The organism is Methylobacterium sp. CM6247, assembly GCF_054817925.1.
Window position 1 is genome coordinate 2078950 of the sequence record NZ_JBTXKX010000003.1, and the last position, 22568, is coordinate 2101517.

General features: G+C 67.4%; 21 protein-coding genes. 13 read left to right on the forward strand and 8 right to left on the reverse strand.

Features of this window, described 5'->3' with window-relative positions; genetic code table 11:
- Window positions 1–47: 47 nt before the first annotated feature.
- Window positions 48–905, reverse strand: a complete 858-nt coding sequence (locus ACYQOP_RS10600) for a manganese catalase family protein (RefSeq protein WP_461225282.1) — start codon at window positions 903–905, stop codon at window positions 48–50.
- 531 nt (window positions 906–1436) lie between these two features.
- Window positions 1437–1562 (reverse strand): hypothetical protein, encoded by a 126-nt coding sequence (locus ACYQOP_RS10605; protein ID WP_281435343.1) that lies wholly within the window; start codon window positions 1560–1562, stop codon window positions 1437–1439.
- A gap of 43 nt (window positions 1563–1605) precedes the next feature.
- Between ACYQOP_RS10605 and ruvB the strand changes: the two genes are divergently transcribed.
- From ruvB to tolB, 8 genes are all read left to right on the forward strand, one after another.
- Window positions 1606–2694 (forward strand): Holliday junction branch migration DNA helicase RuvB, encoded by a 1089-nt coding sequence (ruvB, locus tag ACYQOP_RS10610; protein WP_018041980.1) that lies wholly within the window; start codon window positions 1606–1608, stop codon window positions 2692–2694.
- A 183-nt stretch (window positions 2695–2877) separates the two neighbouring features.
- On the forward strand, window positions 2878–3822 hold the full coding sequence (locus tag ACYQOP_RS10615) for a metallophosphoesterase (protein WP_461222349.1): 945 nt from the start codon (window positions 2878–2880) through the stop codon (window positions 3820–3822).
- Entirely contained in the window at window positions 3819–4793 is a 975-nt protein-coding gene (locus tag ACYQOP_RS10620) for a metallophosphoesterase (protein WP_461222350.1), read from the forward strand. Before ACYQOP_RS10615 ends, ACYQOP_RS10620 begins: the two co-directional genes overlap by 4 nt.
- Entirely contained in the window at window positions 4790–5203 is a 414-nt protein-coding gene (ybgC, locus tag ACYQOP_RS10625) for a tol-pal system-associated acyl-CoA thioesterase (RefSeq protein ID WP_056434442.1), read from the forward strand. The genes ACYQOP_RS10620 and ybgC overlap by 4 nt, the downstream gene beginning before the upstream one ends.
- Window positions 5204–5451: 248 nt before the next feature.
- Window positions 5452–6168, forward strand: a complete 717-nt coding sequence (tolQ, locus tag ACYQOP_RS10630) for a protein TolQ (RefSeq protein ID WP_207412235.1) — start codon at window positions 5452–5454, stop codon at window positions 6166–6168.
- A 30-nt stretch (window positions 6169–6198) separates the two neighbouring features.
- The gene (locus ACYQOP_RS10635) at window positions 6199–6642 is read left to right on the forward strand and encodes an ExbD/TolR family protein (protein ID WP_056434437.1); all 444 of its coding nucleotides are present in this window, start codon (window positions 6199–6201) and stop codon (window positions 6640–6642) included.
- Between the two features lie 15 nt (window positions 6643–6657).
- A complete protein-coding gene (tolA, locus tag ACYQOP_RS10640; RefSeq protein ID WP_461222351.1) occupies window positions 6658–8082 on the forward strand; it encodes a cell envelope integrity protein TolA in 1425 nt (474 codons plus the stop codon).
- A gap of 217 nt (window positions 8083–8299) precedes the next feature.
- Window positions 8300–9631 (forward strand): Tol-Pal system beta propeller repeat protein TolB, encoded by a 1332-nt coding sequence (gene tolB / locus ACYQOP_RS10645; protein ID WP_056434433.1) that lies wholly within the window; start codon window positions 8300–8302, stop codon window positions 9629–9631.
- A gap of 155 nt (window positions 9632–9786) precedes the next feature.
- On the opposite strand, the gene ACYQOP_RS10650 is transcribed toward tolB, so the two are convergent.
- Window positions 9787–11019, reverse strand: coding sequence for an MFS transporter (locus ACYQOP_RS10650; protein ID WP_461222352.1), 1233 nt, complete (start codon window positions 11017–11019; stop codon window positions 9787–9789).
- A gap of 242 nt (window positions 11020–11261) precedes the next feature.
- Here ACYQOP_RS10650 and ACYQOP_RS10655 point away from each other — a divergent pair, with 242 nt between their 5' ends.
- Complete coding sequence (locus tag ACYQOP_RS10655) at window positions 11262–12362, forward strand: hypothetical protein (protein ID WP_461222353.1); 1101 nt, start codon at window positions 11262–11264, stop codon at window positions 12360–12362.
- Between the two features lie 13 nt (window positions 12363–12375).
- On the opposite strand, the gene ACYQOP_RS10660 is transcribed toward ACYQOP_RS10655, so the two are convergent.
- From ACYQOP_RS10660 to ACYQOP_RS10680, 5 genes are all read right to left on the reverse strand, one after another.
- The gene (locus tag ACYQOP_RS10660) at window positions 12376–13008 is read right to left on the reverse strand and encodes a redoxin domain-containing protein (RefSeq protein ID WP_461222354.1); all 633 of its coding nucleotides are present in this window, start codon (window positions 13006–13008) and stop codon (window positions 12376–12378) included.
- A gap of 5 nt (window positions 13009–13013) precedes the next feature.
- Window positions 13014–15191, reverse strand: a complete 2178-nt coding sequence (locus ACYQOP_RS10665; protein WP_461222355.1) for a protein-disulfide reductase DsbD family protein — start codon at window positions 15189–15191, stop codon at window positions 13014–13016.
- A 142-nt stretch (window positions 15192–15333) separates the two neighbouring features.
- On the reverse strand, window positions 15334–16608 hold the full coding sequence (locus tag ACYQOP_RS10670) for an NAD(P)/FAD-dependent oxidoreductase (protein WP_461222356.1): 1275 nt from the start codon (window positions 16606–16608) through the stop codon (window positions 15334–15336).
- A gap of 40 nt (window positions 16609–16648) precedes the next feature.
- Window positions 16649–18490, reverse strand: a complete 1842-nt coding sequence (locus ACYQOP_RS10675; RefSeq protein WP_461222357.1) for an aminopeptidase P family protein — start codon at window positions 18488–18490, stop codon at window positions 16649–16651.
- 43 nt (window positions 18491–18533) lie between these two features.
- Window positions 18534–19451 carry a 50S ribosomal protein L11 methyltransferase gene (locus tag ACYQOP_RS10680; protein ID WP_056434419.1) on the reverse strand — a complete coding sequence of 306 codons (918 nt, stop codon included), beginning with the start codon at window positions 19449–19451 and terminating at the stop codon, window positions 18534–18536.
- 138 nt (window positions 19452–19589) lie between these two features.
- On the opposite strand from ACYQOP_RS10680, the gene ACYQOP_RS10685 reads away from it, so the two are divergent.
- The 4 genes from ACYQOP_RS10685 (at window position 19590) to ACYQOP_RS10700 (ending at window position 22274) form a co-directional block, all read left to right on the forward strand.
- Complete coding sequence (locus ACYQOP_RS10685; RefSeq protein WP_056434417.1) at window positions 19590–19778, forward strand: hypothetical protein; 189 nt, start codon at window positions 19590–19592, stop codon at window positions 19776–19778.
- A 113-nt stretch (window positions 19779–19891) separates the two neighbouring features.
- Complete coding sequence (gene modB / locus ACYQOP_RS10690; RefSeq protein ID WP_207412243.1) at window positions 19892–20584, forward strand: molybdate ABC transporter permease subunit; 693 nt, start codon at window positions 19892–19894, stop codon at window positions 20582–20584.
- Window positions 20585–20592: 8 nt separating this feature from the next.
- Complete coding sequence (modC, locus tag ACYQOP_RS10695; RefSeq protein ID WP_461222358.1) at window positions 20593–21708, forward strand: molybdenum ABC transporter ATP-binding protein; 1116 nt, start codon at window positions 20593–20595, stop codon at window positions 21706–21708.
- Between the two features lie 218 nt (window positions 21709–21926).
- Window positions 21927–22274, forward strand: coding sequence for a hypothetical protein (locus ACYQOP_RS10700; RefSeq protein ID WP_207412245.1), 348 nt, complete (start codon window positions 21927–21929; stop codon window positions 22272–22274).
- Window positions 22275–22568 lie beyond the last annotated feature (294 nt).

Consider the following 22568-nt stretch of genomic DNA (forward strand, 5'->3'; position numbering starts at 1 on the left):
CGATGAAGGAAAGGCCCGCCCCGGAATGGGGCGGGCTTTTTTTGCATTCAGGACATCTGCTGCGTCTGGGCGCCGCTATCCGGGCGTGCCGGACCAAGAACCGGCTCTTCGCCCATGGGGGCGTTCTTGACCACGTTGAACATACCCTTTCCGTCGAGAGACGGGCCGCTGGTCCAGCGTCCTTCGGGGAGAGGCGAATCGTCGGCGGTGGAGACGAAGAAGCTGTAGCTGTGCTTCTGGCTCTCCTCGCTCTGCGGGAAGCTGTTGGGGATCGGAAGGTTCGCTTCCATGCCGCCCATATCCTCGATGACGGCGAGCCATTGCTGCTGGTGCATCGTGTCGCGCGCGATGAGGAAGCTCCACATGTCGCGCATGCCCGGATCGTTCGTCGCGGTCATGAGGCGCACGGCGAGGGTTCGTCCCGTAGTCTCGGCGGCGACGTTGCAATACATGTCCGCCGCGAGGTTTCCGCTGGCGTAGATGTGGGACATGTCGAAGGGGACGCCGTCGCAATTGGCCGGGAAGGCGGCCATGCCGGTGGAGAGGATGTGGCGGTGGAGCATGCCTTCCACCACATGGCGCGGATTCTCGCCATTCATCACAGCGCCGACTACCGCATCCTTCACGCCCGCTTCCTGCAGCTTGGTCGGAGCTGTCTCCAAGTTGAGGGCGACGGCGGTGGCGAGCATTTCGATATGCCCGATCTCCTCCGTCGCGGTGTTGAGGAGCATATCGCGATACTTGGTCGTCGGTCCGCGTGCGCCCCAGCCCTGGAAGAAGTACTGCATACAGACGCGGATCTCACCCTCGATCCCGCCGATGGCCTGCTGCAACATCCGCGCATAGACCGGATCGGGAGACTCGACCCGAACGGGATATTGCAGACGCTTGTCGAGATAGAACATGCTGGTCGGCCCTTTCGAGTGAGATGATGCGGCCATCGGCGGATTGACCGCCGAAGGATCGCCAATTTAAGAAGTTAGTCCTATAAGCGGCCGTAAAGTCGTTCGGCCGGCCCTGGCCCAGAGGTGAATCCGCCAGCCGCGACGCTGCCCGGAGCGCCAACGGTCTCCGGTCATCAAGTCGCGAGCAGATGTGTCGGAGATATCGCCGGTGCGGCCACGATCTCCAGAACTGCCATGGTTGTTGTAGACAAGACCATGTTGTCTTGCCGCAATCGCCCATCGTCCTGGCTTGATAAATCTCTCTGGAGCGTAGAGTTCCAGAAAATTGTCGTTGTGTCAGGCATAAGACATAGAAAAATCGGCGTTAACCTGGATCATACACTGTGTTTACATAAGATAGTCGCTCTCGCGGTTCGGGCTCGTCATAGGCGTTGCTGATCCGTGACGCTTGGAGCGAGGTCGCACTGGACCGAGGCCACTCTGCTTTGTTCTTGCGGGAAGAAGGCGGGATGGTGCCGATCCGTCACGCAATTAGGTGCGCAGGGTCACCGTGAGACCCTCGTGCCACGCATCCGCCTTCGTGGCGGCGGGCGCCTGTCGCCGGCCGGCGAAGTAGCGCGCTCGGCGGCGTTGTGCGACATCGGGCGAAACGCCCATCCACCGGAGCAGGCCCTGTGCCGGGCCCCGACCGAGAGCACGTGTGAGCAAGCTCCCCAGATCGCCGAAATCCCCGACCCTTCATCCGCTGCCGGAATCGCTCCTGACGCCGGAGCGGCGGCCGGACGATGTGGAGCAGTCGATCCGTCCGCTGAGCCTTCCCGAATTCATCGGGCAGCGCGCGGCGCGGGCAAACATGCAGATCTTCATCGAATCCGCGAAAAAGACCGGCTCGGCCCTCGATCACGTCCTGTTCGTGGGGCCGCCGGGCCTGGGCAAGACCACCCTGGCGCAGATCGTGGCCCGCGAACTCGGGGTGAATTTCCGCTCCACCTCCGGCCCGGTCATCGCCAAGGCGGGAGACCTCGCGGCGCAGCTCACCAATCTCGAGGAACGCGACGTCCTGTTCATCGACGAGATCCACCGCCTCAATCCGGCGGTGGAGGAAATCCTCTATCCGGCGATGGAGGATTACCAGCTCGACCTCATCATCGGAGAGGGGCCGGCCGCCCGTTCGGTGAAGATCGAACTCCCGAAATTCACGCTGGTGGGCGCCACTACCCGCGCCGGCCTGCTCACCACACCGCTTCGCGACCGGTTCGGCATCCCGATCCGCCTCGAATTCTACGATGTCGACGAGCTCGAACTCATCGTCTCGCGCGGCGCGCGGGTGCTCGGCATCGGCATGTCGGCGGAGGGCGCGAACGAGATCGCCAAACGGGCGCGGGGCACGCCGCGCATCGCCGGGCGCCTCCTGCGCCGAGTGCGCGACTTCGCCATCGTGGCCGACGCTCCCACCGTCACGCGCGCCATCGCCGACCGGGCGCTCCAGCTTCTCGACGTGGACCCGGCCGGCCTGGACGTGATGGACCGCAAATACCTGACCATGATCGCCACCTCCTTCGGCGGCGGCCCGGTGGGAATCGAGACCATCGCGGCGGCGCTTTCCGAGCCGCGCGACGCCATCGAAGACATCATCGAACCCTTCCTCATCCAGAAGGGCTTCGTCCAGCGCACCCCGCGTGGGCGCATGCTGACCCCGCACGCCTACAAGCATATGGGTTTTGCCGTGCCCCGGCGCGATCCGGCCTCGCAGTTCGGGCTGTTCGGGTCGGAGGATCCCGATGGCTGAGGCAGCCGATGGCGTCTGCGTTCTGCTCCCTGCAAAGACAGTGCGATGACGGATGGGCAGCGTGTTTGAAGTGAGACGATGTGTGCACATCCCCTCTCCCCGTGGGCGGGAAGACGGGGGCTAACGTCGGTCCGAACAGCAAGTCCTCTGCGATAGAACCGGCCGAAAAGCGACCTCCACCCCATGAGCTCCGACCCCGCATCCTCCCCGGTCCGGATCACCCGCCGCACCGTCGTGCTCGGCCTCGGGGCAATGGCGCTGGCGGGCAGCGGCACGGCGGCCTATGGAATCGGGGTCGAGCCGATGCGTCTCGCCATCACGCACTACCGGATCACCCCGATGGCGCCGTGGCCGGCGGGACTGTCCCTGCGGATCGTCGCCGTCTCCGACGTCCATGCCTGCGATCCGTTCATGACCCCCGCGCATATTCGGCGGATCGTCGAGGCGGCCAACGGCCTCGGCGGTGACGTGATCGTGCTGCTCGGCGACTACGTGAGTGGCATGGACCGGCTCGCCGGCATCGTGGACTCCGCCGATTGGGCGCCCGTCCTCGGGGCGTTGAAGGCGCCCCTCGGCACCTTTGCCATCCTGGGCAATCACGACTGGTGGGCCGATCGCGCCGCCTGCGAGCGAGGGCACGGCCCGACCTTCGCCGGGGAGGCCCTGACCCGCGCCGGCATCCGCGTTCTCGAGAACGAGGCGCTGCCGCTTCGGGTGAGGGGACACGAAGTCTGGCTCGCCGGGCTCGGCGATCAACTGAGCTTCGAGCGCACATGGTGGCGCTTCGGTATCCCCCGGAAGGGCAGCGACGACCTGCCGGCCACTCTCGCCGCCATCCCCGATGGCGCGCCCTCCATCCTCCTCGCCCATGAGCCGGACATCTTTCCGCAGGTGCCCGCCCATGTGGCCCTCACCCTCTCGGGCCATACCCATGGCGGACAGGTCCGGTTCCTTGGCTACGCCCCCGTCGTCCCCTCCCGCTATGGGCGTCGCTATGCCTATGGCCATGTGCGCGAGCAGACCGACCTCGTGGTTTCCGGTGGCCTAGGCATGAGCGGGCTGCCGGTGCGCTTCGGGGTTCCGCCAGAGATCGTGGTGGTCGACCTGTCCTCGGAGCCCATGGCATGAACCCGGTTGACGATCGGATCGGCGAGGAGACTCTGCCCTCTAGGACACAAGCGGTGAGGATCACGCGCCGGACGGTTCTCGCCGGCCTTGGCGGCATGGCCCTCGCGGGAAGTGCGACGGCGGCCTACGGCGTCGGCATCGAGCCCATGCGCCTGTCGGTGACGCGCTACGCCATCACGCCGAAGGGCCACTGGCCCGCCGGGCTGAAGCTCCGCATCGTGGCGCTGGCCGATATCCATGCCTGCGAGCCGTGGATGAGTGCTGCCCGCATCGCCGGGATCGTCGAGACCGCCAATGCGCTCGGCGGCGACCTGACGGTGCTCCTCGGCGACTACGTCACCGGGCAGAACTTCGTCACTCGCACCGTCGAGGCCGCCGAATGGGCGCCCGAACTCGGCCGCCTCAGGGCGCCGCTGGGCACCTTCGCCATCCTAGGCAATCACGATTGGTGGGAGGATCGTACGGCACAGGCACGTGGCGCCGGCCCGACCATCGCCGGTGAGGCCCTGACGCGCACGGGCATCCACGTCCTCGACAACGAGGCGATCCGCTTGGAAAAGGACGGGCGCGGGTTCTGGCTCGCGGGTTTGGGCGACCAGCTCGCCCTCCTTCCGGGCGCCAAGCGCCACGGCCATGCCCGTATCGGGGTCGACGATCTCGACAAGACGCTCGCCGCCGTGCCGCAGGGCGCACCGACGATCCTGCTGGCGCATGAGCCGGACATCTTCCCGCAAGTGCCGGCTCATGTGGCGCTGACCCTGTCCGGCCATACCCATGGCGGGCAGGTGCGGTTGTTCGGCTATTCTCCCGTGGTTCCGTCGCGCTACGCCAACCGTTACGCCTACGGCCATGTCCGCGAGCAGGCGGATCTCGTCGTCTCCGGCGGCCTCGGCAACAGCATCGCGCCGGTTCGCTTCGGCGTTCCCCCCGAGATCGTCGTGGTCGACCTGTCCTCGGAAGCCATCGCATGACCTCTCATCGCATCGACATCCGCGTCTATTACGAAGACACCGATTTCTCCGGTTTCGTCTATCACGCCAATTACCTGCGCTACATGGAGCGCGGCCGCACCGAGCTGCTTCGCGCCCTCGCCATGGAGCAGGTCGATCTGCAGCGCGATGCCGGGTTGATCTTCGTCGTTCGGCGCATGGTGCTCGACTTCCTGAAGCCGGCGCGGATGGACGACATGCTCGCCATCATGACCACCGTCGTCGAGCTGCGCGGCGCTTCGATGCCGATGATCCAGGAAGTGCGGCGCGGCGACGAGGTCCTGCTGAAGGCCGAGGTCACCGTGGCGGCGGTGCGGGATGGCCGCGCCGTGCGCCTTCCGGACAGCCTCCGCCGGGCCATGTCGCAGCGTTTCGAGAGCCCGTCGCTTTAGGCTCTCGCGGGCCGGCCTGGCTTTCCGTCGGTTAAGCGATGTGCCCAGGACAGCGAGAGGTCCGGCAAGAGAGAATCCGACACTTCCTCATGGTTCATTAACCTTGACGGACGAGGAAGGTGCGGCGTGCATTTTGCGATGCACCCCATACTTTCGACAGATTCACCAGCGATCTGGGGAACATACCGCCCGGGTCAGGTGGAGCGCGGGAGTCGACCGCCCGGTCGACCCGGGACGAGGACGAACGCATGAATCCCGCCGATGCCATGCAGGCGCTGCCGCCGCCGGACATGAGCCTGTTCAACCTGTTCTGGCACGCCCATCTCGTGGTGAAGCTGGTGATGGTGGGCCTGCTCGGCTGCTCCGTCTGGTGCTGGGCCATCATCGTCGACAAGACCCTGCTGTTCCGCCGCACCAAGACCGAGATGGACGCGTTCGAGGAGGCGTTCTGGTCCGGCCGTTCGCTGGAGGAACTCTACCGCTCGTTCAACGACCGGCCCGCCACCAATCTCGGCGCCCTGTTCGTGGCCGCCATGCGCGAATGGAAGCGCTCGTTCGAGGGCTCCGGCCGGCAGATCCAGAGCCTGTCCCAGCGCATCGACAAAGTGCTCGACGTCACCATCCAGCGCGAGGTCGAGCGTCTCGAGTCGCGCCTGCTCTTCCTCGCCTCCATCGGTTCGGCCGGTCCCTATGTCGGGCTGTTCGGCACGGTCTGGGGCATCATGACCTCCTTCACGGCCATCGCGGCTTCGAAGAACACGTCTCTGGCCGTGGTCGCACCCGGTATCGCCGAGGCCCTGTTCGCCACCGCCATCGGCCTGTTTGCCGCCATTCCCGCGGTGCTCGCCTACAACAAGCTGCAGTCGAACGTGTCCAAGGCCCAGTCGCGGCTCGAGGGCTTCGCCGACGAGTTCTCCGCCATCCTCTCGCGTCAGATCGACGAGCGCCTGTCGCTCGCCGCCTGATCCAGACCGACAACAGAGCGAGGCACGATCATGGGCATGGCCCACGGAGCGGCGCAGGGTGGCAGCAGGCGGCGTCGTGCGCGCCGCGGCGGCGCCATCAACGAGATCAACATGACGCCGTTCATCGACGTCGTGCTCGTGCTGCTGATCGTCTTCATGGTGGCCGCGCCGATGATGACGGTAGGCGTGCCCCTCGACCTGCCGCAATCCAAGGCGAGCCCTCTCAACTCTGATTCGACGCCGGTGACCCTGTCGATCCGCCAGACCGGCCAGGTCTTCATGGGCGAGGCCGAACTCACCGACGACACCATCGTGCCGAAGCTGGTAGAGACCTCAAAATCCGGCTTCGAGGAGCGGGTCTTCGTGCGCGGCGACAAGCGGGTGGATTATGGCCGCGTGGCCCAGGTGATGGCGATCGTGACCGGAGGCGGCTTCAAGAAGGTCGCCCTCGTCACCGAGCCGGACCAGAAGTAACGGGCGCGGCGGATCGTGAAGCTTCCCTCCAAATTCCGGGAACCGGGCGTCTGGGTGTCGAGCGGCGTGCATGTCGCCGTGCTCACCGTGGCGCTGATGTCCGTCGCCGCTCCCGCCCTGCCCGACGCCCAGGAGGGTGTGCCGGTGGAGGTGATGACCGAGCAGCAATTCTCGGAACTGACCAAGGGCGAGAAGAACGCCGACAAGCCGATGCCCGACGCCAAGCCCCGCGCCGACAAGGTCGCGGAGAAGGTCGAGGAGCGCGAGCCCGAGAATTCCAAGGTCGATGCGCCCGCGCCCCCGAAACGCCCTGCCGACATGAAGGTCGCCAGCGCCGAGGAGATGCCCTTGCGCATGCCCGACCACGAATCCGAGAAGGAAGCGGCAGAGGCCGCCGCCAAGGCCGAAGCGGCGAAGCTCGCCAAGGAAGCCGCCAAAGCCGAGGCCGCGAAAGCGGCGGAAGCCAAGGCTGCGGCGGAAGCTAAGGCTGAGGCTAAGGCCGCCGCCAAGGCCGAGGCTGCCAAGGCGGAAGCGGCCAAGGCTGAAGCCAAGGCCGAGGCAGTGAAGGCCGCCAAGGTCGAGGCCGAGAAGCGCGAGAAACTCGCCGAGCTCATCGAGCGCCAGGAGGCCGAGGCCATCGCCAAGGCGGAAGCCGCCAAGGCCGAGAAAGCCAAGGCCCTGGCGGAAGCCAAGGCCCAGGCCGAAGCCAAAGCTCTGGCCGAAGCGAAGGCGCGGGCCGATGCGAAGGCCAAGGCCGAAGCGCTCGCCAAGGCGGAGAAGGCCGAAGCCGAGGCGGAAGCCAAGGCCGAAGCGAAGGCGAAGGCCGAGGCCGAACGTCAGCAGGCCGTCGCGGAGGCCAAAGCCGCTGCGGATGCCAAGGCCCAGGCCGAAGCGAAGGCCAGGGCAGATGCCGCCGCCAAGGCCAAGGCGAAAGCCATGGCGGATGCGCGCGCCAAGGCCGATGCGGAGGCCAAGGCGAAGAAGCAGGCCGAGCTCGCCGACAAGTTCAATTCCGGCGACATCAAGCAGCTGCTCGCCTCGCGGGCGCCCTCGCAATCCACCGGCGCTACCGGCCACGAGGTCCAGCGCACGGCCTCGCTGGGAGCCGCCAGCGGCACCTCGCAGCGTCTGTCGCCCTCCATGCGCGATTCGCTGATCGGGATGCTGACCCAACAGATCGAGCGCTGCTACTCGGCGCCCCCCGGCGCGTCGCAGGGCGTGGTGCTGCCGATGCTCGATATCCGCCTCTCGGCCAACGGTTCGCTGAGCACCGAGCCGCGGATCATGCGCGGTGGCGCCAACGCCGTGGACCGCTCCCTCGCCGAGGCCGCGCTTCGTGCCGTGAAGCGCTGTGCGCCCTACAAGATCCCGCCCCAGTTCGCGCCGTATTATGACGACTGGAAGGCGATCAACGCGGAATTCGAGTTCTCGCGGGTGTGATACAGGTCGGTGATCCTTCCTTCGGATTCGTCCAATCCCTCTCCCTCGACCTGAGGTGCCGAAGCGTGAGCGAAGGCCTCGAAGGAAGCATCCAGGGCCCTCGTGCTGTCTGGAAGTCTCCTTCGAGGCCCGCTGACGCGGGCACCTCAGGATGAGGTCGAGGATAGGAAGAACCGACGCTCCCAGAATCCCTGTTCAAGGTTTTCGGAATCTCTTCATGACCGACATTCTCCACCGGCGGCTCGCCTCGCCCCTGGCGTCGCTCCTCGCGGTGCTGGCCCTCGTGCTCGCCTTCGCCGTGCCCGCACAGGCGCAGCTGAACCTGCGGATCGGCGGCGGCTCGTTCCAGCCGATGCCCATCGCGGTGGCCGATTTCTCCGGCGATCCGAGCCTCGGCCTGCTGGTATCGAGCGTGGTCACGAACAATCTGAGGCGGTCCGGCTATTTCGTGCCCCTGGAGAAGGGGAAGTTCCCTGAGAACCCCGGCTTCGATGCAGTGCCGGGTTTCGACAAGTGGCGTGCCGCCGGAGCCCAGGCCCTCATCACCGGCCGGGTCGGGCGTGATCCTTCGGGCAAGCTCAAGGTCGAATTCCGGCTCTGGGACGTGACCTCGGGCCAGCAGCTCACCGGCCAGCAATACGGCGCGGATGTCGCCAATGCGCGCCGCACCGGCCACCTCATCTCCGACGTGGTCTATACCAAGATCACCGGACTCGGCGGCTGGTTCGACAGCCGCATCGCCTTCGTCGACGAATCCGGATCGAAGGAGAACCGCCGCAAGCGCCTGATGGTGATGGACCAGGACGGCGCCAATGTTCGCGCCCTCACCAACGGCGAATCCGCCGTGGTGGCGCCGCGCTACTCGCCCTCGACGCAGGACATCGCGTTCATGACCCAGTCCACCGGCCAGCAGCCGCGTGTCCAGGTGATCAACCTCGAGACCGGCGCGCGCCAGGCCATCGGCCGGATGGATTCGATGAGCACCAGCCCGCGCTTCGCGCCGGACGGTCACCACCTCGTCATGAGCGTACAGCAGGGCGGCAACGCCGACATCGTCAAGATGGATCTCGGCTCGAAGGCGCAGACGCCGATCACCAACGGCAACGCCATCGACACCTCGCCGACCTATTCGCCGGATGGGCGGCAGATCGTCTTCGAATCGGATCGCGGCGGCTCGCAGCAGATCTACGTGATGGGCGCCGACGGCTCGAACCCGACCCGTATCTCCTTCGGCGAGGGCTCGGCCTCGCAACCGGCCTGGTCGCCCAAGGGAGACCTCATCGCCTTCACCCGCCAGCGCAAGGGTGGCTTCGCTATCTGCGTGATGAAGCCGGACGGTTCCGGCGAGCGCGTGCTCACCGAAGGCTTCCACAACGAAGGGCCGACCTTCGCGCCGAACGGCCAGTACGTGCTGTTCTTCCGCGATCCCGGCGGCCAGGGCGGCGGCAAGCTCTACATGGTCGACATCACCGGCAAGGTGGAGCAGCCCGTCCCGACGCCGTCCTACGCCTCCGACCCGACCTGGTCGCCGCTGCTCGCGGGGAAATAGGGGGAGCGGCTGGCGGCGTTGTCGCCGGCATTCCCCCAAGCCAAGTGCTTCAGTCGAAAGGTATTATCCCTTGCCGAGCCCTTGCGTGACGGGAAAGGGATAATGCCACCACAGGACGTGGTGGGGATGCGTACCCCGGGGCTACGGCGTCCCGATCACTCCGCCGGCAGCAATCGGTCCCGCGCCTTGCGGGCCGGGAACAAGCGGCCCCACAGCACCGCCACGAGGATCGTCGCGAGCCCGCCCGCTACCACGGCCGGTACCGCGCCGACGAGGGCGGCGAGCGTGCCGGATTCGAACTCGCCGAGTTCGTTGGAGGCGCCGATGAACACCGTGTTCACTGCCGAGACCCGTCCGCGCATGGAATCGGGCGTCTCACCCTGGACGAAGGTCTGCCGCACGTAGACGCTGATCATGTCGGCCGCCCCCGTGACGAACAGGCAGGCCATCGAGAGCGGGAGGGATGTGGACAGGCCGAACGCCGTGATGGCGACGCCGAAGACGGCCACCGCCTGCAGCATCCGCTTACCGGCATGGCGTTCGAGGGGGCGATAGGCGAGGAGAATGGCGGTGACCACCGCACCGGCCGCTGGCATGCTTCGCAATGCGCCGAGCCCAAGGGGGCCGACATGAAGGATCTCGGCGGCGAAGATCGGCAGCAGGGCGGTCGCTCCTCCCAGCAGCACGGCCACGAGATCGAGGCTGATCGCGCCGAGCACCACCGGCTGCGAGCGGATGTAGGACAGGCCAGCCGAGAGGGTGGCCCAGGTCACGGGTGGACGCTCCATCACAGCAGCGTGGCGAAAGCGGATCGCGACCACGAGGGCGCTTGCCAGGGCGAAGCTCGCCGCCGCCGCCCCGAACACCGCCGCAGGGCCGAGCATGTAGAGAAACCCACCAGCGGCCGGGCCGAGGATCGACGCGCTCTGCCAGAGCGAGGCGTTCCAGGCGATGGCCGATCCGAACAGGGGGCGCGGCACCAGGGTCGGCAGAAGCGCCTGGAGCGCCGGGTTGGCGAAGGCGCGCGACGTGCCGATGACGACGACGAGGGCGTAGATGGGCCAGATCGAACCGGTGCCGGACAAGGCGATGGCGACGAGGCCGAGATCGGCCGCGGCCAGGGTCGCATAGGCGATCGCCGTCACCAGACGCCGGTCGTAGGTATCGGCCACGTGCCCGGTGATCAGGGCGGAGAGCATCGCCGGAAAGAAGCTCGCGAGCCCCACGAGGCCGAGGGCGAGAGCCGAACGGGTCAGGTCGTAGACGAACCATCCCACCGCCACGGCCTGCATCTGGTAGGCGAGGCCGGTGAGGAACCGTGCGGCTCCGTACAGTCGGAAATCGCCGTTGCGGAAGACCGACCAGCGGGGCGCGGCGGATGCTGTCATGAGCGATGGGCCAAGGGCGTGAAGGGAGAGCCGCACCGCATCGTCTCTACAACGCCGAGGGTGCGACAGTGGTGCCGCAGCTATGCCGCATGCGAAATGCGGCCTTGTCGAATTGCTAATCTATCGGCCGAATAATTGCTGGTCGGGACGGAGCGTCATCGGGTTGTGCCAGCATGAACCAAACTAGCCTTGGGCTGAACCCGGAAGGCCAAGCTCAGCTTCCGGCTGACGTTCAAAATATCGTGGCTTCGTCTTCACGCGGCTCGATCCGTGCGTTCCAGAGGAGCGATATTCCGCAGGTCTGTCACCTGTTTTCGCAGACGTTCCGCCTCGGCAAGACTTATCAGGCGGCCAAGCTCGCGGCCTGCCTGGAAGCGACCTATTTCGATTCGCCCGGCTATACCGAGGGCACCGGCTCCATCGTCCATCTGGATAGAAACGGGGCTGTGAACGGTTTCATGGGCGTCATCTCCATGACCATGGTCGTCGGGGAGCGGACCCTGCGCGCCGGCATCCTTAGCGCCTACATGGCCGCCGATCCCGACAACAACCCCGGCATCGGCGTCAGCCTCATCCGGGGCGTAACCGCCCGCGATTTCGACCTCCTCTTCACCGACACCGCCAACCGCACGTCCCTCGATATCGCCCGTGCCACTCGCTTCGTGATCCTGCCGGCGCAGAGCCTCGAATGGGTGAAGATCCATCGGCCCGTGGGGACGGCGGCGTATTTCCTGGGTAAGCGCCTGCCCCGGCTCGCGCGCTGGATCATCCCGATCGCCCGCGCGGCGGATAGCGTGCTCCGGCGATTCCTGCCCTTCGGCTCCCCGCGCCCCGACGGTATCGTCTCGCGCCCCATCACCGCCGCCGATTTCGCAGAGGCCGCCCGTCCCTTCCTGGCTCACTACGATCTCAAGCCGGACCCGGCCGAACTCGGCTGGTTCGTCGAACAGGCCGGTCTCCAGACCAAGTATGGCCCCCTCCAAATCCGCGAGGTGGTGGATCGGATCGGCCGCCGGATCGGGTTGTATCTCCTCTACGCCCGCCGGGACGGCGTCGCCTATGCACTCCAGATCTTGGCACTGCCCAACCGCGAGGAACTCGTCGTCGGCCAGATGTTCGTCGATGCGGCTGAATTCGGGGCCGTGGCCGTGCGCGGGGCGACCTCACCCGACCTGATGAAGGGGCTCTTCCGCCAGAAGGGCCTTCTTTATCACCACGTCATGGGAACGATCGCCTGGACGCGCGATCCGGAGGTGGCGGCGACACTTCGCGGCGGCAACGTGTTTCTCGGCGGTATCGCCGGCGAGACCTGGGCGCGGATCGTCACCGAAGATTTCTCGTAACGGGGCGGCGTCCCTACGAGGCGTACTTCACCGTGCAGCCATAGGGCTTTGCAGTCCTCACGCTCACCGGCTTGCCGGCGGCGATCTCGGTGAGGGCAAGGTCCACGTAGTTCTTCGCGGTCTTGAGGTCGTCGAGATTGGCGGAGGGCTTGTCGTCGATGCCGCCCTGGAAGTGCAGGATGCCGTCTCCCGAGACGATGAACATGTGCGGCGTCGTCCGGGCAGCGTAAGCCCGACCGATCGTGCCGGATGGGTCGAGGATGACAGCGGTGGGGGAGGCGCCCCGGGTCTGTGTCAGACGGTTTGCTGCCTGCCCGTCCACCGCGCCCTGCTCGCCGGGAGCAGACGAGATGACCGACAGCCAGACGATCCCGGCCTCGGTCCACTTCTTCTGCAGGGCCTGCATCGCCTGGCCACCGTAATGCTTCATCACGAAGGGGCAATCGTGGTTGGTCCATTCGAGGACGACGGTCTTGCCCTTGTAATCCTCGAGCCGGACGGTCCGGCCATCGGCATCCGTGCCGGTGAAGAGGGGAGCGGGTTTACCCACCTGTGGGCCTGCCGCCATCGCTGCGTGCATGCACAGTGAACCGGCCAGCGCGGCGGCGATGGCGGCTCCGAGAAACATCCGGCGGGGCAGGGCCATGGCTCTCACCTTTTCGTGGTTTCCAGGGCGGCGCGCTGGTTGGCGGTATTCTCAGGGATCTTGGAGAGTTCGTCGAGGACGATTCCCGATGTCAGGATCTGCGGCAGCACGATGGGCTCGCCCGTGCCGGTATAGAGCAGGTAGAGCGGCACGCCGCTGCGGCCATGCTTCTCCAAGAGGGCGGTGATCTCTGGGTTCTGGTTGGTCCAGTCGCCCTTGAGATAGGTCACGTCACGCGCCTTGAACGCGGCCTCCACGCTCTGCGTGCGGAGCGCCGTGCGTTCGTTGACCTGACAGGTGATGCACCAGGCGGCCGTCATGTTGACGAAGACCAGCTTGCCTTCCGCCACAAGGGAATCGAGGCGGGCCTGGGTGAACGGGGTGATGCCCTCGGCCGTCGCATTCCTCATATCCGTCGAGGCCCGATCCTGGTCGAGGCCGAAGGTCAGCGCGAGCGTCGCTGCCAGGGCCGCGACGGAGGTCAGGCGGGCGAGCCCGGCGCCGATCCCGCCCGCGTGGCGGGCCCGCTCCCAGGCCCAGGCGGCAAGGCCCACGAGGACGAGGCCGATCAGCGCAGCGAGGAGCCCGGCCGAGCCGACCTGCTGCGACAGCACCCAGACGAGCCAGGCCACGGTGGCGTAGATCGGGAAGGCGAGCGCCCCTTTCAGCGTTTCCATCCAGGCCCCCGGCCGTGGCAGGCGGCGGACCGCCGCCGGCCATGTGGTGAGGACGAGGAAGGGTAGCGCGAGGCCGAGGCCGAGGCTCGCGAACACCGCGAGGCTCACCGGCGGCGTCTGCGTCAAAGCGAATCCCACCGCCGACCCCATGAACGGGGCGGTGCAGGGGGTGGCGACCACGGTCGCCAGGATGCCGGTGAAGAACGAGCCTTCGAGCCCCGCCCGCCGGGTCAGCCCATCGCCGAGCCCGGCGATTCCGCCGCCCAGATGGACCACACCGGAGAGGCTGAGGCCCATCGCGAACAGCAGGTCGGCGAGGCCCGCCACCACGAGGGGTGATTGCAGCTGGAAGCCCCAGCCGATCCCGGCGCCCGCGCCCTTGAGGGCGATGAGCAGCCCCGCCAGGGAGAGAAAGGCGGCGAGGACGCCGGCGGTATAGGCGAGACCGTGCAGGCGCACGCGGGAGGCCGGCTCGCCCGAATGCTTGACGAGGCTCAGCACCTTGATCGACAGCACGGGAAAGACGCAGGGCATCAGGTTGAGGAGGAGCCCGCCGAGGAAGGCGAGGCCGGCCGCACTCCACAGGGTCAGGCTTTCCTCGGGCGACGCCTGTCGCGCCGTGGGCGCTGTCTCCCCCGGAATTGCCCCACCGGGAGACGCCGCCGGCGCGTCGCCGATGGCATAGGAGCGCTGGACCGTGCCATCGGCGGTTTGCTCGTCGAAGGTGAAGACGCCGGGAAGCTCCGTCGGCGCGGGCTCGCCGGGTGTCGCCCGCGCAAGGCTCAAACGGAACCCCTTGTCGTCGATGGTCAGGGTCTGCGGAGCGGCGTTCTCGATCGCCGTCTCGGAATAGGGGAAGAAGGCCGGCTGGCGGATCGCGTCGGGTTTCAGGCCGGGCGCGTCGGCTGTGAGGACCAGCCTGTCGCCCTCGCTCGTGAGTTTCACCGGCCAGGGCGAGGGAACGGGGAGGGCCGCGCGGGCATCCTCGAACAGCAGGATGTTGGTGGCCGAACTGCCGGTGCTGGTTCCTGGAGCGGCCACCGGCACGCTCAGCTTCAGGTCGGCGGACCCCGGAATGCATTCGCGCTCGCAGACGAGGTAGGTGAGCTTGGCCGTTAGTGTCACGGCCTTGCCGGGCGGCAGCACCGCCGGCGGGGTCACCTCGGCCAGCAGCACCGTCTCACCTTCGAAACCGAAATTCACCAGATGGGCGACCGGGATGCGGCTCGGCGTCGGCCACTGGATCGCGCCCGCCGTGAAGCCCTGCGGCAGCGACCAGGCGACTTCCGGCGAAAGACCGGAATCGCCCGGATTGCGCCAGTAGACGTGCCAGTGCGGGCGCATCACCATGCGGATGCCGATGGTGAAGGGCTCACCGGCCCGGATCGCCCCCGGCTCGGCCACGAGGTTCGCCTTGACGAGATCGGCCGGCGGCTTGAGGCCTTGCGCCGAGGCGCCAGCCGCACCGATAAGCGCGAGGAGCAGGAGGGCGAGGAGCCGGATCATCGAAACCTTGAGGCGGAGGGGGCACCGAACATGGCACCCTGACGCCTAGATATGGCCGTTTGGTGCCGGGGTAAAACCGGCGGCGCGCGATTGCCCGCGACGGAATCGCCGCAATGGGGCGCTTCACGTGAGTCGGCGAGGTTCACAGGAAGCGTCGGGGGTCGAAGGGCGCGAGGGGGATTTCCGGTGTCGCGCCGCCGACGAGCTGGGCGACGAGGCGTCCGGTCCGCGCCGACCCGACGAGACCCACATGGCCATGCCCGAAGGCGTAGACGACATCCTTGGTCTTGCGCGCCATGCCGATACAGGGTCGGCCATCCGGCATGCTTGGGCGATGGCCAAGCCAGACCTTCAGGCGCTCTTCCGGTATCGGGTTCGGCAATTCGGGAAACATCGAGATCAGGTGGTCGTGCAGGATCTCCGCGCGCTTCCAGTTGGGGGCCGCCGCCAGCCCCGCGAACTCCACCTGACCGGCCGCGCGCAGGCCGCCATTCATGAAGTTCACGATCATCTTGGCATCCGATGCCATGACGGGCGTGCGCGGCCCCGCCTCGGCACCGGTCACCATGACGTGGTAGCCGCGCTCACTCTCCAGGGGGAGCGTGTCGCCGAGGGACGCGGCGAGAGGCTTCGACCGGGCGCCCGCCGCGACGACGGCGCGGTCGCAGGGTATCTCGCCCTGTTCCGTCGTGACGGCGGCGAGGCGCCCGCGTTCAAGCCGGAATCCCGTCGCGCGGGTGGCGATCCGGGTGGCGCCGCGCTCCTGTGCTAGTTCGGACAGGGCGGCGACGTATCCGCCGGGATCGCGGCAATGGCCGGCCTCCTCGACCACGAGGCCGAACGTGTAGCGCCGATGCAAGCTCGGCTCCCTCTGCCGCAACTCATCGGCCGAGAGCTCGAGCCAGGTGATGCCGACCCTGCGCCTGATCTCCCAGGACCGCGCCTCGCGCTCGAAGGCCGCCCGGTCGGGATAGACATGCAGCACGCCGCGCCGCTCGACGAGCTGCGGAACCCCCGCCTCCTCGGCGAGCGTCGCGTGGAGCTTCGGCGCATCGACGAGGAGTGTCCGCATGGCACGGGCGGTGCGCTCGATCCGGGGTGTCGTGGAGGCGGCGAGCAGAAACCGCGTGAGCCAGGGCATCACCTTCGGCAGGTAGTCCCACCGGATCGAGAGTGGCCCGAGCGGATCGAGGAGGAAGGAGGGCACACGCTTCCACATGCCGGGCTCCGCCGGAGGGATGACCGAATGCGACGAGAGCCAGCCGGCATTGCCATAGCTCGACGCCTGCTCGCCGCCAGGAGAGCCGGGATCGACTACGGTGACCCGGTGGCCCGCCCGCAGGCATTCGATGGCGCTCACCGTCCCGACCGCGCCGGAGCCGATGACGACCACGTGAAGACCCGTCTGGGCGGTCATCGGTTCTGTTCCCGCGTGGATATGTCGATGAGCCTCTTCATCAAGCGCGGCGCCCGCTCGCCTGCAAAGGTCGCGTCGCCGCTTCGAGCCACACCCGCGTCTCGTCGTCGAGATCGGCGTTCAGGGCGTCCCGCACCCGCGCGTGATACGAATCGATCCAGGCGATCTCGGCCTCGTCCAGCAGCGAGAGGTCGATGAGGCTGGCATCGTAGGGGGCGAGCGTCAGGGTCTCGAAGCCGAGCATCGGCCGGTCCCCGCCGGGGATCGCCCGTTCCTCCACGAGGACGAGGTTCTCGATGCGGATGCCGTAGGCGCCGGCCCGGTAGTAGCCGGGCTCGTTGGAAAGGATCATGCCGGGCGAAAGGGCGGTGGTGCCGGTCTTGGCGATCCGCTGCGGGCCTTCATGGACGGAGAGGAATGCACCGACGCCGTGGCCGGTGCCGTGATCGAAATCGAGCCCCACCTCCCAGAGCGGCGCGCGGGCGAAAGAGTCGATTTGCGCACCCGTGGTGCCCTTCGGGAACATTGCCCGCGCGATGGCGATATGGCCCTTGAGCACGCGCGTGAAGCGATCGCGCATCTCGTCCGTCGGCGTGCCGATTGCAACGGTGCGGGTGATGTCGGTGGTGCCGTCGGCATATTGCGCGCCCGAATCGACGAGGAACAGTTCGCCCTCGCCGACCGTACGGTCTGTGTCGCGGGTCACGCGGTAATGCACGATGGCGCCGTTCGGGCCGCTGCCCGAGATGGTCGGGAAGGAGATGTCCCGCAACAGGCCGGTCTTGCCGCGAAAATCCTCCAGAGCCTCCACGGCGGCGACCTCGGTCAGGCGGCCGCCCGGCGCCTGCCGCGAGAGCCAGGCGAGAAAGCGGGTCACCGCGATCCCGTCGCGATGATGGGCCGCGCGCGATCCGGCGATCTCGCCCGCATTCTTCACCGCCTTCATCAGCGTGATCGGATCCGGGCCGGGATCGACCCGGCCCCCGGCCTGTTCCACCAGTGTCGCCAGCGCCGACGCGCCGGTGGCGGAATCGAGCCTGATCCTGGACTCTCCGGCAGCGAGAGCGGCAAGGGCGGCGTCGAAATCCGCCCGCCCGGCGATGTCCGCGGCGGACGAGAGCGCGTCCCGCAAGGCGGGATCGATGGCGGACGAGGTCAGGTAGAGGGCGGCGCGTCCCGTCCGGGGGACGACGGTATAGCCCAGCGCCAGGGGCGTATGCGCCACGTCGCCGCCGCGCAGGTTGAAGGCCCAGGCGAGATTGTGCGGATCGGAGATCACCAGGGCGTCGCAGCCGCCGCGTCCCAACGCTTCGCGGATGCGGCTCAGCTTGGCCTCGACGGATTCCCCGGCGAGTTCGAGGGGATGCGCCACCACCGCGCCCGCGGGAGAGGCCGGCCTGCCCGTCCAGACTGTATCGACGAGGTTCTCAGGGACCGGTGTGATGCGGGCCCCAGCCTTGGTCGCCGCCTTCTCCAATTTGGCGACGCCCTCGGCGGTGTGAAGCCATGGATCGTAGCCAAGTACGGAACCCTGCCTCAGATGCCGGCCGATCCAGGCTTCGAGACTGGTTTCGGCGAGCTGAACCGGGGTGAGGATCGTGGTGTCCACCTGGGCGGGGGCCTGCAGCGTGTAGCGCCCGTCCACCACCAGGGCCGCTTCGTCGGCAAGGATCACGGCAGTGCCGGCCGAGCCGGTGAAGCCCGTGAGCCAGGCGAGGCGTTCGGCATTCGCGGGCACGTATTCCGACTGATGCTCGTCGGCGCGGGGCACCACGAACCCATCGATCCCCGCCCGCCGCATCGCCTCCCTCAGGGCGGCGATGCGCGTCGCGCCCTCCCGGTGGCTCGGATCGTCGAAGGTCTGGAAGCGGGCGCGGCTCATGGTGCCGAGAGTTACGCGCCGCCGGACGAGGCGGCAACCGCTCTCAGAGCGGGCGCGGTGCCGCTCCGCCGCGCTTGAGCACGAGCGTCGCCCAGCCTTCGATCAGGCCATGCCGGGCGAGATGGAAGCCGCGATGGCGATAGGTCGAGAGAACGCCGGGGACGTCGCGCTCGATCAGTCCGGAAAGGATGAGCACGCCGTGATCCGCCACCGTCGCGGTGAGGGTCGGTGCGAGGCGCTTCAGGGGCCGGGCGAGGATGTTGGCGAAGACTACATCGAAGCGTCGGCTCCGGTTCGCGCTCGCATGGCGCACGCCGGGTCCGACATAGAGCCGGACGAGGCCGCCGAGACCGTTCAAACGGGCATTGCCCTTGGCGGTAGAGACCGCCTCGGGGTCGAGGTCGCCGGCATGGACCGGCTGGTGCAGGGCCTTGGCCGCCGCGAAGGCGAGGATGCCGGTGCCCGTGCCCACATCGAGCACATGTGCCGGTCGGCCTTTCTTCATGACATCGACCAGGGCCTTGAGGCAGCCCAGCGTCGTGCCGTGATGCCCGGTGCCGAACGCGAGAGCCGCCTCGATCTCGATGGCGAGGTCGTTCGGACGTATCGTGTGGCGGTCATGCGAGCCATGGACGAGAAACCGCCCGGCGCGGACCGGATTCAGCCCCTCCAGGGAAGCTCGAACCCAATCCTGCTGGTCGATCGTCTCGAAGATGGCGGCGTCCGCCTGTTCGCCCACGAGGGGGCGAATCAGGTCGCGGACCATCTCCTCGTCCGGTGCATCGGCGAAATAGGCCTCTAGCCGCCAGGTCTTGCCATCCTCCGCCTCGAAAGCGGCGACGGCCGTCTCCGTCGGGTCGAACATCTCGCCCAGGATATCGGTCATGGCCCGCGCCGACCTCTCGTCGGTGAGGAGGCGCAGCACGTGGGTCGGACGGTTGGGGTGAAGGCCTTCGAGCATGAAAGGGGCTCTAGCATCCGTGAGGATTCCCCGCCACCGTCGCGGAACCGTGCGCCGCGATCGGCGTTTTCCTGCGCTTCTCCTGTCGTCCCCGTGGCGTTCGAGGGTGCGGTGTTGAGTACGAACCAGAAGAAAAACATGACCCGGGCCCCCGTGGCCATCGTCGGCAAGAGGACCGCCAGGCGTCTCCGTCGCAACGGAACGTCGGGTCTCCTGGATTCCGAGCCGAATTTCGAGCCTGTCCCGGGCTCGATGCTGGTGCTTCTCAGCCGGCTGCATCGCGCCGAGCGTCAGGCAGCGAGTGAGGACGACGTCTCGAAGCCCTGATCCTGGACAGGATTTCGTGCTATTGACGCCTCCGGCGGATGAGGGAGCGCGCGTCGTCATGATCCAGTGCAGAGGCCCTCGGTTCCCTGGAAGCCGGCGCTGATCCGTCGCCGGTGATCGCTCTGACACCCGACGAATGGACAGCCATCGGCCTCAGCCTACGGGTCGCCGCCGTGGCCACGCTGGCGAGTTTGATCCCCGGTCTCTTCGTCGCCATGCTTCTGGCGCGTGGGCGTTTTCCCGGCCGCGCCCTGCTCGATGGCCTCGTCCACCTTCCCCTGATCCTGCCGCCTGTGGTGACGGGATATCTTTTGCTCCTGTCGTTCGGGCGGCGCGGCACCTTCGGTGCGGCGCTCGCCGAGGTCGGGATCGTGTTCTCGTTCCGCTGGACCGGAGCAGCCCTGGCCTGCGCGATCATGGGGTTCCCCCTCATGGTCCGGGCCATGCGCTTGTCCATCGAGGCGGTGGACCGACGCCTCGAACAGGCGGCCGCCACGCTCGGAGCACGGCCGAGCGCGGTCTTCCTCACCGTCACCCTTCCGCTCGCCATGCCGGGGATTCTCGCCGGGGCGGTGCTGGCTTTCGCCAAGGCGATGGGCGAGTTCGGTGCCACCATCACCTTCGTCTCGAACATCCCCGGCGAGACCCAGACGCTGCCATCCGCGATCTACAGTCTGACACAGGTGCCGGGCGGGGAGGCGGGTGCTTTGCGCCTCACCCTGATCTCGGTGGCGCTGTCGATGACGGCTCTTCTCGTGTCCGAGCTGCTGGCCCGCCGCCTCGCCCGCCGCCTCGGAACCGGGTGAGGCCCCCTATGTCCGCGACGCTCGGTATCGACGTCTCGCTGAACCGGGGTGCCTTCAGCCTCGAAGTCGCGTTCGCCGCCGGCCCTGGCCTGACCGCCCTGTTCGGTCGCTCGGGCTCGGGCAAGACCACGGTGATCGATCTCATCGCCGGGTTGGCGCGACCGGATCGGGGTCGCATCGCGGTGACCGGTGAGACGTTGCTCGACACGGAGCGCGGCATCGCCGTGCCGGTTCATCGCCGGCGTATCGGCGTGGTGTTCCAGCAGGCGCGGCTGATGCCGCATCTCTCGGTACGCCGGAACCTTAGCTATGGCCGAGCCTTCGCCCGCGGCCGCAGCGACGGCATCGCCTTCGAGGGCGTCGTCGACCTGTTGGGGCTTGGCCATCTGCTCGAACGGCGACCGGCGGGTCTCTCGGGTGGTGAAGCGCAAAGAGTAGCGATCGGCCGGGCCCTGCTCAGCCGGCCCCGGCTCCTGCTCATGGACGAGCCCCTCGCTTCCCTCGATGAGGGCCGCAAGGCGGAGATCCTTCCCTATATCGAGCGCTTGCGCGACGAGGCCGGCTTGCCCATCGTCTATGTCAGCCACGCGGTCTCGGAGGTGGCGCGACTGGCGCGCACCGTCGTCGTGCTCGAGGCGGGTCGCGTCGCTGCCGTGGGAGCGGCCGATACCGTCCTTCGGCGGGCCGATCTTCTCGCTACGCAGGAGGCCGAAGCCGGTGCGATCCTCGACATGATCGTGGAGGAGACGGATTCCGAGACCGGCCTGACCCGTCTGAGCGGACGCGTCGGTCGCCTGTGGGTTCCCCGCTTGCTACGAAGCATCGGCACAGCCGTCCGCATCCGCGTGCCGGCGCGGGACGTTCTCCTCGCGACGCAAGCCCCTGTCGGATTGAGCGCGCGCAATATTCTGGAAGGGCATGTCGTCTCGATCCATGCCTTCGGGGAAGCGGCCGCCATGGTTCAGATCGATTGCCACGGCGTGCTGCTCGCCGCCCGCCTGACCCGCGCCTCGGTGCGCGATCTCGCCCTTGCGCCCGGCCGCGCCGTCTATGCCGTGGTGAAAAGCATCGCTTTCGATCCCCAGGGGGTGGGGACGGCCGGGCCCGCGCCGGTGGAGATCTGATGGCGGGCTGGTAGGATCGTTAAAATTTCATGCTTTCTCTGAACGACTTCTTTACCGTTCTGGTGAACAGCCGTGAGTAACCGGCCCATCTTAAGAAGCGATTCATCCTCGCCATCGTTTTTGGTTGCATGACACGACCACCTTCGAAAGGGCGTGCAATGACGATCCTGAGTATTTCTTCGGTGTCGACGGCTCCCGTCGCTCCAAATAATCCATCCGTGAATTCACCGACGCCGGTGCGCAAGGCTGCGCCCGTGACGCGCGTCGCCACGCCTCTGGACCCGCCTGTGAAGTTCGATGTTCGCCGGGACGAAACACCCGCCGCCGATGAACCGGCGTCCAAGTCGGATATTGGACTGCCCACCGCGGATGAGCGTCGGGTCACCGTGGATCAGGATACCAAGAGCATCGTGTATCAGGTGGTGGACCCCGATTCCGGCGACGTGGTCGTGCAACTGCCCGAGGCCACTCTCCTGAGAGCGCGCGCCTATGCGGAGGCGACGGCGAATCGGGCCACCGCCTTCCGGGCGACGGAAGACGAGCAGCCCGTGGATCGGACCGCCTGATCAGGGCCGACGCATCGCCCCATTCATCGATAGGAAACACGTAAGGCTGGAGCGAAGGCTCCGGCCTTTTGGTACTTGCGCAGCACGTCCAACTCAGGCTCGCTGAGCCTGCGAACGATCGAAGCCGATCTGCTGCGGCCGAGACGAACCCTGTCTCCCAAATGGATGCATTCGGGCGGTGTGTGCGTCACAAGGCGCGGCGGGCTCGCCGCCCGAGCCCGCACTTATCCGGGCTCCGCCGACCTCGTAGCGAGGCACGTTCCGCTGCGACGCCAGTGATGGGCGTTCGCTTCG

Bases quoted from the DNA above. Each gene is read 5' to 3' on its own strand.
- ACYQOP_RS10600 (WP_461225282.1), bottom strand. From the start codon at position 905: ATGTTCTATCTCGACAAGCGTCTGCAATATCCCGTTCGGGTCGAGTCT.
- ACYQOP_RS10605 (WP_281435343.1), bottom strand. From the start codon at position 1,562: ATGGGCGTTTCGCCCGATGTCGCACAACGCCGCCGAGCGCGCTACTTC.
- ACYQOP_RS10615 (WP_461222349.1), top strand. From the start codon at position 2,878: ATGAGCTCCGACCCCGCATCCTCCCCGGTCCGGATCACCCGCCGCACC.
- ACYQOP_RS10620 (WP_461222350.1), top strand. From the start codon at position 3,819: ATGAACCCGGTTGACGATCGGATCGGCGAGGAGACTCTGCCCTCTAGG.
- ybgC (WP_056434442.1), top strand. From the start codon at position 4,790: ATGACCTCTCATCGCATCGACATCCGCGTCTATTACGAAGACACCGAT.
- tolQ (WP_207412235.1), top strand. From the start codon at position 5,452: ATGAATCCCGCCGATGCCATGCAGGCGCTGCCGCCGCCGGACATGAGC.
- ACYQOP_RS10635 (WP_056434437.1), top strand. From the start codon at position 6,199: ATGGGCATGGCCCACGGAGCGGCGCAGGGTGGCAGCAGGCGGCGTCGT.
- tolB (WP_056434433.1), top strand. From the start codon at position 8,300: ATGACCGACATTCTCCACCGGCGGCTCGCCTCGCCCCTGGCGTCGCTC.
- ACYQOP_RS10650 (WP_461222352.1), bottom strand. From the start codon at position 11,019: ATGACAGCATCCGCCGCGCCCCGCTGGTCGGTCTTCCGCAACGGCGAT.
- ACYQOP_RS10660 (WP_461222354.1), bottom strand. From the start codon at position 13,008: ATGGCCCTGCCCCGCCGGATGTTTCTCGGAGCCGCCATCGCCGCCGCG.
- ACYQOP_RS10665 (WP_461222355.1), bottom strand. From the start codon at position 15,191: ATGATCCGGCTCCTCGCCCTCCTGCTCCTCGCGCTTATCGGTGCGGCT.
- ACYQOP_RS10670 (WP_461222356.1), bottom strand. From the start codon at position 16,608: ATGACCGCCCAGACGGGTCTTCACGTGGTCGTCATCGGCTCCGGCGCG.
- ACYQOP_RS10675 (WP_461222357.1), bottom strand. From the start codon at position 18,490: ATGAGCCGCGCCCGCTTCCAGACCTTCGACGATCCGAGCCACCGGGAG.
- ACYQOP_RS10680 (WP_056434419.1), bottom strand. From the start codon at position 19,451: ATGCTCGAAGGCCTTCACCCCAACCGTCCGACCCACGTGCTGCGCCTC.
- ACYQOP_RS10685 (WP_056434417.1), top strand. From the start codon at position 19,590: ATGACCCGGGCCCCCGTGGCCATCGTCGGCAAGAGGACCGCCAGGCGT.
- modC (WP_461222358.1), top strand. From the start codon at position 20,593: ATGTCCGCGACGCTCGGTATCGACGTCTCGCTGAACCGGGGTGCCTTC.